Origin of the sequence: Rhodococcus sp. NPDC059968, from assembly GCF_042738615.1 — a bacterium.
GTDB lineage: Bacteria > Actinomycetota > Actinomycetes > Mycobacteriales > Mycobacteriaceae > Rhodococcus_F.
In genome coordinates this window covers 1-10722 of sequence record NZ_JBHWUE010000062.1, presented here as the reverse complement: position 1 = coordinate 10722, position 10722 = coordinate 1, and the positions used below count along the sequence as shown (strand labels likewise).

At 69.5% G+C, this 10722-nt stretch carries 8 protein-coding genes and 1 pseudogene; 8 read left to right on the top strand and 1 reads right to left on the bottom strand.

Features of this window, described 5'->3' with window-relative positions; genetic code table 11:
• Nucleotides 1–87: 87 nt before the first annotated feature.
• The 3 genes from ACFWAY_RS35965 to ACFWAY_RS35955 all read left to right on the top strand — a co-directional run bounded on the left by ACFWAY_RS35965 (nucleotide 88) and on the right by ACFWAY_RS35955 (nucleotide 2676).
• Nucleotides 88–756: a TetR/AcrR family transcriptional regulator gene (locus ACFWAY_RS35965; protein WP_378513862.1), complete on the top strand. Its 669-nt coding sequence runs from the start codon at nucleotides 88–90 to the stop codon at nucleotides 754–756.
• 320 nt (nucleotides 757–1076) lie between these two features.
• Complete coding sequence (locus ACFWAY_RS35960; RefSeq protein ID WP_378513861.1) at nucleotides 1077–2432, top strand: potassium channel family protein; 1356 nt, start codon at nucleotides 1077–1079, stop codon at nucleotides 2430–2432.
• A gap of 109 nt (nucleotides 2433–2541) precedes the next feature.
• Entirely contained in the window at nucleotides 2542–2676 is a 135-nt protein-coding gene (locus ACFWAY_RS35955) for a hypothetical protein (RefSeq protein ID WP_378513860.1), read from the top strand.
• Between the two features lie 175 nt (nucleotides 2677–2851).
• On the opposite strand, the gene ACFWAY_RS35950 is transcribed toward ACFWAY_RS35955, so the two are convergent.
• Nucleotides 2852–3823, bottom strand: a complete 972-nt coding sequence (locus ACFWAY_RS35950) for a CHAD domain-containing protein (RefSeq protein ID WP_378513859.1) — start codon at nucleotides 3821–3823, stop codon at nucleotides 2852–2854.
• An 85-nt stretch (nucleotides 3824–3908) separates the two neighbouring features.
• Here ACFWAY_RS35950 and ACFWAY_RS35945 point away from each other — a divergent pair, with 85 nt between their 5' ends.
• From ACFWAY_RS35945 to ACFWAY_RS35925, 5 genes and pseudogenes are all read left to right on the top strand, one after another.
• Complete coding sequence (locus ACFWAY_RS35945; RefSeq protein ID WP_378513858.1) at nucleotides 3909–4475, top strand: MarR family winged helix-turn-helix transcriptional regulator; 567 nt, start codon at nucleotides 3909–3911, stop codon at nucleotides 4473–4475.
• 117 nt (nucleotides 4476–4592) lie between these two features.
• A complete protein-coding gene (locus ACFWAY_RS35940; RefSeq protein WP_378513857.1) occupies nucleotides 4593–8450 on the top strand; it encodes a Pls/PosA family non-ribosomal peptide synthetase in 3858 nt (1285 codons plus the stop codon).
• A 158-nt stretch (nucleotides 8451–8608) separates the two neighbouring features.
• On the top strand, nucleotides 8609–9511 hold the full coding sequence (locus ACFWAY_RS35935; RefSeq protein WP_378513856.1) for a universal stress protein: 903 nt from the start codon (nucleotides 8609–8611) through the stop codon (nucleotides 9509–9511).
• A 94-nt stretch (nucleotides 9512–9605) separates the two neighbouring features.
• On the top strand, nucleotides 9606–9809 hold the full coding sequence (locus ACFWAY_RS35930) for a three-helix bundle dimerization domain-containing protein (protein ID WP_378513855.1): 204 nt from the start codon (nucleotides 9606–9608) through the stop codon (nucleotides 9807–9809).
• A gap of 440 nt (nucleotides 9810–10249) precedes the next feature.
• A pseudogene (locus ACFWAY_RS35925) lies at nucleotides 10250–10722 on the top strand (RNA degradosome polyphosphate kinase); the annotation flags it as partial.

Here is a 10722-nt window from a genome sequence, read left to right as displayed (position 1 = left end):
CGAACACCGAACAGTGTTCGATGTCGACTAGCGTACGGTTCCCGAACGATGTTCGTAAGAGGGCCGTTTCCCAGGTAGGGTGGACCGATGTCGAATGGGAACCGAGAGACCCGACGGGACCGGCAACGCCGCGAACTGCTGGCCGAGATCGAGGTCGAGGCGCGGCGCCAGCTCACCCAGGGTGGGCCCGGAGCGGTATCCATGCGGGCGATCGCCCGCGGTGTCGGGCTCGGCGCCGCCTCGCTCTATACCTACTTCGCCAGCCTCGACGACGTGTTCACTCTGCTCCTGCTCGGGAGCTACCGGAGCCTGGCCGCGGCCACCGCGACCGCGGTCACCGTCTTCGACGATGCTCCGCCGGTGGACCGGGCGATGATCGGGACCCTGGCCTACCGGCACTGGGCCCTGACACATCGCAGCGAATTCAACCTGATCTTCTCCGACCAGCTGCCCGGCTATCAGGCCCCGCCGGGCGGCCCGACCATTGCCGCACAGACCGCGGTGTTCGCCCCGATCGTCGACGCCCTGGCCGACCTCGACTCCCCCGAGCTACCGGCCGAGGAGCTCGCCGTCGTCTGGACGGCGTTTCACGGTGCGGTGACCCTGGAGGTCAATCACCACCTCGTGTGGCTCGACGATTCGGCCGCGGTGTACGAGTTGGCGGTGCGCCGCGCGTTTGCCGGCGCCGGTCTCCCCACCCCCGCTCCGGACCTGCGGAAACGATTCGAGCAGTGGGCGGATCCCGACCACCCGTGACGTCCGCACCCAACCCGCCCGTGGGGAATTCAAAAGCTGCTGCCGGATCGCGGAAGGATGCCCGAGTCAAATGCGCTTGGGTGCAAGATCAGTGGCGTGCGCGGACGACCATCCCGCACGATGACAGCCGCTTCCGCTTCGCGAGATGTGGCCGAGTTGAGGGGTTTTCGGGAGGGACTCGCCGCAATGCCGGGGCGGTCACAGGTGCCCGTACGGACGGATTCGGTCACACCGCCGCCTCCTCGGGGTGCGCACTGCGACGGGCGGTGTTGTCCTGGACAGGAAGATCTTCCCCCGCGAGTTCGGAGGGTGGGCAACACATGGCGGCAGATTCCTTCGTCGTGATCGGGGACACCACGGTGGCCCGGCGGGTGTGTTCGTCGCTGGCGCAGCGCGGGCACGAGGTGCGCCACCTTGTCGGGCCCGACGACGACGAACTCCGTCGGACCCTCGACGGGGCACCGGTGCGGGGGATCGCGATCCTGCTGCAGGACGACGTGCACGCGCTGCGGTACGCGCTGGCGGCCGCGCATATCCAGCCGTCGGCGCCGATGACGGTGACGATTTTCGACCGCACCATCGGGGACCAGCTGGCGCGGTTCCTGCCTCAGTGCGATGTCACCTCACCCGCGGATCTGGCCGCCCCGTCACTGGCCGGTCCGTGCATCGAACCCGGCCTGTTGGCGGTCACCCGGGTGGGCGAGCGGCCGCGGGGCATCCGCAGCGTGGGTGCGGTGCTCGACGAGGTCCCGGTCACCCTCCGGGCGCACCGCCGCTGGCGCACCTGGCCGATGCAGGTGGCCGGCCTGTGGGGCTCGCACGAGACCGGCACCCGGATCCTGCTGGCCGGGCTGCTCGGGCTCGCCGCCGTGCTGGTCGGGGACTGGGTGTGGCTGACGGCCGGGGAGGGCCACGGCGCCGCCGACGCGTTTCACGAGGCGGTGCGGGTGGTGACCACGGTCGGGCCCGCCGCCGATCCGCACGGCAACACCCCGTACGCGGTCGTCGCCTCGACGGCCATGCTGATGACCATCGTCTTCACCGCGATGTTCACCGCCGGAATGGTGGACCGGCTGCTCGGCCCGCGGCTGACCGCCCTGATCGGTGCCCGGGCGGTGCCCCGGTCCGGGCACGTCATCGTGGTCGGGCTCGGACAGGTCGGGCTGCGCCTGTGCCGGGAACTGCGCGCGCTGGGGATACCGGTGGTCGGCGTCGAACGCGACACCAACGCCCGCAACCTGCGGCTGGTGCGGGAGTTGACCATTCCCGCGGTGGTCGGCCACGGCGGGGACAGTGCACTGTTGGAGCGGATCGGCATTCACCGTGCCGTGGCGCCGGCGGCCGTCGGGTCCGACGACCGCGACAACATCGCGGTCTCCCTCGCCGCCCAGGCGATCGCGCCGGGACTGCGCCTGGTGCTGCGGGCCGGGGAGCAGGAGGTGCTCGCGGAAACCCGGTCGCTGCTGCCGCTGGGGGTGACCCGCGACGTGACCAGCCTCAGTGCCACCTATGTCCTGGCCCGCCTGCTCGGGCTCGGCCCCCTCGGGGTGGTGGCGGGCGAGGCCCATGTCCACATCCAGCTGCCCGGCGGCGAATTCGAGGAGATCCCCATCTCCTCGCGCGGCGGGTGCCGGCACGCCGGGACCGGCAGTGCCACGACCCGCACCGTCCCCTAGAGGTCCGCAACGGTGCTGGACGAGAACACGGAGGTACGCCCGCGCCGCTGTAAGCGCAGGTATCAGGGCGTCGCGGCGGCCGAACATTCCGCCCGGCCAGTCGGCTGGGATGGGATTCGAAGAGATTGCGCGGCTCTGGGCGGCCTGGTCCGGGTACGACGCCGGTCACCTCATCCGAACCTTCCAGCTCGCCCCGGCGCTCGCACATCGCCTCGTCGACCTCGCACACGAGCGGCAATCCTGACCCAGGCGCACCAGCGAAGCGGTCCGGCACCTGCGAATGGGTGGCAGCCGATTGCGCCACACTGCGGTTCGACAATTCCGTCACCCGAGTCGGCACATCAGAACTAAATCGCGTTCCGGTCAATGCACCCCTGTCGACGAACCCTCTATCGGAGCGCATCGTCCTGCTCGGCCGGTCATCGCCAGAGGGGGCGTGCCGCTTTCCGTGCCGCCCGCCATTGACCGTCCAGGCGTTCGGCCTGCTCGTCGCCGATCTGCAGTTCCTGTTGATAGAGGATGCCGAGCCCGAAACTCGACTGTGCGGTGTGATCGTGCGCGGTGATGATGCTCAGCAGCCGCTCCCGCGCCACCGTCGAATCCTGGAATTCGCCGAGGACGTCCTGGAAGTCGTTGAAGTGGTCCAGGGCATGTTTCGTCTTCTTCGGGGCGAGGGGACGGATCACCTCCATCGCGTAGCGCATCCGTTTCGCGCCTTTGCGGGCGCGGTGGATCCGCTCGTCGCGCTCGGTGCGGGACGTGCTGTCGCTCACCTTGTCGACCCGTTTGGACACCTTGGTGGCCAGTTGTTTCAGCGTCCGCACGAGGTCCCTCGCCGTCGCGTTCCCGGTCGCTGCGCCTGTGGCCGGTGCGGGCGTCGACGGGCCTGGTCCGGATCTCGTGGCGAGTTCGCCGACGATTCCGTTCAGCGAATCGAGGAGCGCTCGATAGCGGTCCGAATCGAGTGCACCGAGCGCCGTGTTCCGGGCCACCTCGGCCTGTTCGGCGAAGTACTCGTTCACGCGGGCGTAGACGGATTCCTGAGCGGGTAGGGCCGCGGACTCGGTGATCCGGGTGATGATCCGCTGCCACTGAACCTCGACATCGCGCGCCTCGCTCAGTCGTCGGCCGAGCCATCGCAGGTCCAAGACGAGCGGCTGCGCCGCCTCGGTGAGTCCGAGCCCGGGGGCGTAGGCCTGTAGGGCGCTGCGGGCGCGGCGCGCCGCCTTGCGCATGTCGTGGATCGCCTCGGGCTCGTCACGCCTGACGGCAGTGTCGGCGAGGCCGAGATTGTGGATCTCCCGCTGCAGGTACCGGCGGAGGAATTCGCCGGGTTCGCGGGACTTGCGGCTGCGTCGTTCCTCGACGGCGGGGGCTTGTGTGGTGTTCATCGGAGCCCTCCTCGGTGGTCGGCGAACCCCATGACTCCACTGTCCCACCACGCCGAGTGCGTGGGTGTGAGTCGATCAATAATCTTTGGCATCGCCGCTGGTCAGGACCGTTACCTGCGGCGACACGCCGAGGATTGCGGGTGTTACCCATCATCTGCATCCCCCGCAAAGTGCTACGGTGGTCGGCGTGCCCAAATCGACCACCCCGCCCGACGCGTTGCTGCGCAGCGCAGCATTCGTCGTTGCCGACCTCCATCGGGTGGGGCGTGTGCAGCTCGATTCTGCGCTGGCCGATGAGGGGTTATCCCTTCGAATGCATTGGATCCTTGCGTGCCTGAAGCAGGAGGGTGAGCTCACCCAACGCCAGGTGTGCGACGTTCTCGCCGTCGACCGCAGCGACATGGTGCGCCTGGTCGACGGCCTGGAGAAACGAGGCTTCGTGGTGCGAAGAAAACACGCCAAGGATCGGCGAAAGCAGCTGCTCTCGCTGACCGAGGACGGCGAGCAGGCGGTGGCCCGGACCGAAGAATTGGTCGACGGCGCCACCGACACACTGTTCGCCGACCTCACGGCGACGGATCGCCGGACCCTGCATCGGCTCGCGCTGCGCGCCCTGGGTCATCCGAAGAAATTCGCCGACATCGGCGCCTGACACCGAGGCGACCTCCGTCGCCCGCGCCACTGTCGCTCATCGATCTCGGGTACCTGGCCCCGGCCTGCCCATCCCAGACCCCGGCGTGCCCACCCCAGAGAGGAACAACGGTTCTCCATGTCCGTCTCACTCAGCGAACGGATCCTTCCCACCGAATTCACCCGCGGTGACCTCGCGGCCCCACCCCGCACCCTGCTCGACATCCTCGACGCGACCGCCCGCCGGTACCCCGACGCACCCGCGATCGACGACGGCGATGCCACCGTGACGTATGCAGAGTTGATGATGCAGGTGCGCGAGGGCGCACGGCGGCTCGCGAGCGGCGGCGTCCGCGCCGGCGACCGGGTGGGCATCCGGATGCCCTCGGGTTCGCGGGAGCTGTATCTGGCGATCCTGTCCACCCTCGCCGCCGGCGCCGCCTACGTACCGGTCGACGCGGACGATCCCGACGAACGCGCCGAGCTCGTGTTCGGCCAGGCGCGGGTCAAGACGATCATCACCGCGGAAGGCGCCCAGACATCCGCGTCGGTACCGGCCGAGGTGTGTGTCCCGACACCCGACGACGACGCCTGGATCATCTTCACCTCCGGCTCGACCGGCACCCCCAAGGGCGTCGCGGTGACCCACCGCAACGCCGCGGCCTTCGTCGACGCCGAGGCCCGGCTGTTCCTACAGGGCGCCCCGCTCGGCCCCGGTGATCGGGTCCTCGCCGGGCTGTCGGTGGCCTTCGACGCGTCCTGCGAGGAAATGTGGCTGGCGTGGCGGCACGGGGCGTGCCTGGTCCCCGCGCCCCGGTCGCTGGTGCGCACCGGCATGGACCTCGGCCCGTGGCTGATCTCCCGCGAGATCAACGTCGTCTCGACCGTTCCTACCCTGGCCGCACTGTGGCCCGTCGAAGCGCTGGAATCGGTGCGACTGTTGATCTTCGGCGGGGAAGCCTGCCCACCCGAATTGGCGCAGCGCCTCGCCGTCCCGGGCCGCGAAGTGTGGAACACCTACGGCCCCACCGAGGCCACCGTCGTTGCCTGCGCTGCCCCGCTGACCGGGACCGGCCCGGTCCGGATCGGGCTGCCGCTCGACGGCTGGGACCTGGCAGTGGTCGACCCCGACGGCCACCCCGTGGCCGAGGGCGAGGTCGGTGAGCTGGTGATCGGCGGCGTCGGGCTGGCCCGCTACCTCGACCCGGCCAAAGACGCCGAGAAGTACGCGCCGATGCCGACCCTGGGCTGGGATCGTGCGTACCGCAGCGGCGACCTGGTGCGGCTCGACCGCGCAGGACTGCTGTTCCAGGGACGTGCCGACGACCAGGTCAAGATCGGCGGCAGGCGCATCGAGCTCGGCGAGGTGGACGCGGCGCTGCAGGCCTTGCCGGGGGTTTCCGGGGCGGCCGCCGCGGTCCGCACCACCGCCTCGGGCACCAAGGTGCTCGTCGGCTACCTCGCCGCACCAAAGAATTTCGACATCACCGCAGCCAGGACGTGGCTGGCCGAACAGCTTCCGGCCGCACTGGTGCCTCGGCTGGCGGTGGTCGACGACCTGCCCACCCGCACCTCCGGAAAGGTGGACCGGGACGCGTTGCCCTGGCCGCTGCCGGGGACCGGCACACAAGATGCCGCGTCCACGGACCTCCACGGCACCGCGGCCTGGGTCGCCGATCTGTGGGCTCGGATTCTGGGCGCCCAGGCCGGCGGGCTCGACGACGACTTCTTCGCGATCGGCGGCGGATCGCTCAGTGCCGCCCAGCTGGTCAGTGCGCTGCGGGAGCGGTTCCCTGAGGTCACCGTCGCCCAGCTGTACGACCACCCGCGGCTGGGGTCACTCGCCGAGTTCCTCGACGACCTGGCCCCGGCGGCAGCGGTCGAAGCGCGCACCGTGATCCCCACACCGCGCCGCGCCCAGTGGGCGCAGCTTGCACTGTCCGTGCCACTGACCACACTGACCGGACTGCAATGGTTGACCTGGCTCGCCGTCGCGAACAACGTGCTGGCGTGGTTCGTCGATGTCGCCTGGGCACCAACTCTGTCCTGGTGGGCGGTGGCGGCGATGTTCCTGGTGGTCATCACCCCGCTCGGCCGAATGACCACCTCGGTGGTCGGTGCCCGCATCCTGCTGCGGAGGGTGACACCGGGCACGTATCCGCGGGGCGGGTCGGTGCACCTGCGCATCTGGCTGGCCGAACGCCTTGTCGAGGCCAGTGGCGCCGCGAACCTGTCCGGTGCGCCGTGGATGATCTACTACGCCCGCGCGCTCGGCGCCCGGATCGGCCGCGGCATCGACCTTCACACCCTGCCCCCGGTCACCGGGATGCTCGAACTCGGCGACGGCTGTTCCGTCGAACCCGAGACCGACCTGTCCGGGTACTGGATCGACGGCGACGTAGTCCATGTCGGGTCGATCAGCATCGGCGAACGCGCAACGGTCGGCGCCCGGTCGACGCTGCTGCCCGGGGCGACGATCGGGCGCGACGCCGAGATCGCCCCCGGGTCCGCGGTGCTCGGCAGGGTCAAGGCCGGTCAACGCTGGGCCGGATCACCCGCCGCCAAGGTCGGCAAGGCCCGCCACCGGTGGCCGGCGCAGCGTCCCGAGCCCGCGACCCGATGGGTGCCGGTCTACGGGCTCACGTCGCTCGCGCTGTCCGCGATGCCGCTGATCGCGCTGGGCTGCGGCCTGTTGTTGCTCGGCTGGTGGATCCGCGGCGCCGACACCGTGGGAGACGCCGCCGCCGCGGCGCTGCCGATGCTTCCCGCCGCAACCCTGCTCGCACTCATCGTGTTCGCCGCCCTGACCGTGCTCGCCGTCCGGCTGCTCGGCATCGGCTTGCATGAGGGGTATCACCCGGTGCGCAGCCGGATCGGCTGGCAGGTCTGGGCCACCGAGCGCCTGATGGACTCCGCCCGCACCTTCCTGTTCCCGCTCTACGCGGGCCTGCTCACCCCGGGGTGGCTGCGCCTGCTGGGCGCGAAGATCGGGAAGGACGTCGAGGCCTCCACCGTCCTACTGTTGCCGAAGTTCACCACCGTCGCCGACGGCGCGTTCCTCGCGGACGACACCATGATCGCCCCCTACGAACTCGGCGGCGGGTGGCTGCGGATCGAACAGGCCAAGGTCGGCAAACGCGCCTTCCTCGGCAACTCCGGCATGACCGGGCCCGGCCGCCGGGTACCGAAGAACGGTCTGGTTGCGGTGCTGTCGGCGGCGCCGAACAAGTCGAAGGCCGGCTCGTCGTGGTTGGGCAGCCCGCCGGTGCGATTGCGCCGTGCCGTGAACGAGACGGACGCCGCCCGCACCTTTGAGCCGCCGCGGCGGCTGAAAATCGCCCGCGCCGCTGTCGAGACGTGCCGGTTGATTCCGGTGATGGTCACCTTCGGAATCGGGCTCGGCGTGCTGTTCACGCTCGAGGCGTTGGCCGATACCTTCGGCTTCCTCACCGCGGCCGCGCTCTCCGGTGGTGTCCTCATCCTCGCAGGTGCGGTGGCCGCCGCGGTGTCCGTGACCGCCAAGTGGGCCCTCGTCGGACGGATCGAGGCGATCGAGCACCCGTTGTGGAGTTCGTTCGTGTGGCGCAACGAGGTCTGCGACGCCTTCGTCGAGACGGTGGCCGCACCCTGGTTCGCGCGGGCGGCCACCGGCACCGCGGCACTGAACGTGTGGCTGCGGGCGATGGGCTCCCACCTCGGACGCGGCGTGTGGTGCGAAACCTATTGGCTCCCCGAGGCCGATCTGGTGCACCTCGGCGACGGCGCCACCGTCAACCGGGGCTGCGTGGTGCAGACCCACCTGTTCCACGACCGCATCATGAGCATGGACACCGTGACCCTCGGCGCAGGCGCCACCCTCGGACCGCACTGCGTCGCCCTTCCCGCCGCCTCCCTGGGCGAGGGCACCACCGTCGGCCCCGCCTCACTGGTGATGCGCGGCGACACCGTCCCCCCGTCCACCCGATGGCAGGGCAACCCCATCGCACCCGCAACCTGACCGACCCACGTACCGCAGGAGTCAACCACCCCAGGCGAGCTCCTGCGCTGTGAAACGACGTTCGTGCACACTGACAGTGCTCGGCGACGTGGGGTCGGGGTCGGGGTCGTCGGCGTAATCGTGTTCCTACCAATCGTGTTCCTACCAAAGGACTCGACATGAACACACCGGCAGGTCCAGTGGTGGTGGTCGGTGTCGATGGATCACCGGCCGCTCGTCGGGCGGCCGTGTGGGCAGCGGCACTCGCCTCCCGCACCGGGGCACCGCTGCGGGTCGTGCACGCCCTCCCGGAGGCCCTCTACCTGATGACCGACGCCGCGGTCATGGGGCAGGGGCCGGCCATCGCCCAGCACCGCGCGGCCGGTGAGAAGGTTCTCGATGATGCGTCCACCGAAGTACGGCTCCGCTTTCCGGAACTCGACGTGCACACCGACCTAGCACCCGGCCCGACCGCTCCGGCCCTGGCGGCAGCGGGTGCGACCGCAAGGATGATCGTGCTCGGTGCCGACATCCCATCGGGTGTGGGGGTATCGGCGGCAGGATCGACCGCCATCGCACTCGCCAGGCATGGCACCTGCCCGATCACGGTGTGCCGCCAACAATCCGAGATGCTCCCGGATCGGCGCCCGGTCGTCGTCGGCATCGATGACAGTGACTCCAGCGCCGCCGCCGTGTTCTCTGCCTTCGAGTTCGCGCACCTGTTCGGTGCACCCGTGGTCGCCGTCCATGCGTGGTCGCCCCGGCACGCGGCGGGGAACGTGACCATCCCATTCCTGGTGGACCGGGACGCTCTCGAGGACTCCGAACATGATGTGCTGGCCGCGCACCTCTCCGGGGTGAGGGAGCGATACCCCGGCGTAGCGGTCACCGAGGTGGTCGAGCCGACGACTCCGGCCCGGTTGATCCTCGATCGGGCCACCGCCGCGCAACTGGTTGTCGTCGGCAGCCATGGCCACGGTCGTCTCGCCGGTGCAATCCTCGGATCGGTGAGCCACCATCTCCTGCACCACAGCCCGTGCCCGATCATGATCCACCGCGCACGACACCACTCGAACGCGTGAGCGGGACCGGGCGGATGAAGCGCGGAGATGCGTTGGTCACAGACGCTCGGTGCTGGATTGACCTGGGAGGTCGCGGGCAAGAACAATTCGTATTATGAATTCCGCGGAAGAAGCACGCCAGATCTCGCAGGTCACCACGCGGCTGCTCACGAAGTTCCCGGCCGCCTCGCCGGAGGTGGTGGAAACCGCTGTGGAAGAAGCGGCCGCACACTTCAAGAGCGGGCGCATTCGGGATTTCGTTCCGTTGCTCATCGAGCGCACCGCGACCGCCAAGCTCGCCACCTTGATCGAGACGTGACCGTCGAGACAGCGCCGGATGCTGCCGATACGGCGCAGGCGTACGTCCTCCCGTGTGGTGTGAATTCCACCATCCGCGCGGGTACGCCGAATCGGGTCACACGCCCGATCTGCGGTCGGGAATTGAAGCCACGGTCCACCTCGCACCGTTAGCCTTCCGCCTCCTCGTCGGCTTTCGGCGACCTTTCGAGCACGCCGACAAGACTTCGGTTGCGCTCGCGGGCACGGCGGCGACACACGGTCTCACTACCAATTTGCCGTGCGGCAGGACGATCCTTCCGCAGAACGGATTCGGACCGAGGGTGCGATGATCGAGGAGTGAGCACCGGCGACGCACCCGATCAGAACACCGACGTCAATGTGGAGACCGGAGGACGCGACGGTCGCGTCCTGACACCCCCGCCGACCATTCCCGGGGCACCGCCAGCCTCCACCAGCGCAATGGCGAGGGTGCTCGCCGACGGGCTCCCCGAAGATCGTTACCTGAACCGCGAACTCACCTGGCTCGACTTCAATTCCCGGGTACTCGCACTCGCCGAGGACACCTCGCTCCCGCTGCTCGAACGCGCCAAGTTCCTCGCCATCTTCGCCTCCAACCTCGACGAGTTCTTCATGGTCCGGGTCGCCGGTCTCAAACGCCGCGACGAGACCGGTCTGTCGGTCCGGTCCGCCGACGGCCTCACCCCTCGTGAGCAACTGGCACTGATCGCCACACGCACCCAGGAGATCTCGGACAAACACGCACGGGTGTTCCTCGACTCGGTGCGCCCCGCCCTGGCCGCCGAAGGCATCTCGATCGTCGGCTGGTCCGATCTCGATGACGACGACCGCGGCCGGCTGACGGTGCACTTCCAGGACCAGATCTTCCCGGTCCTCACACCGCTCGCCGTCGACCACGCCCACCCCTTCCCCTA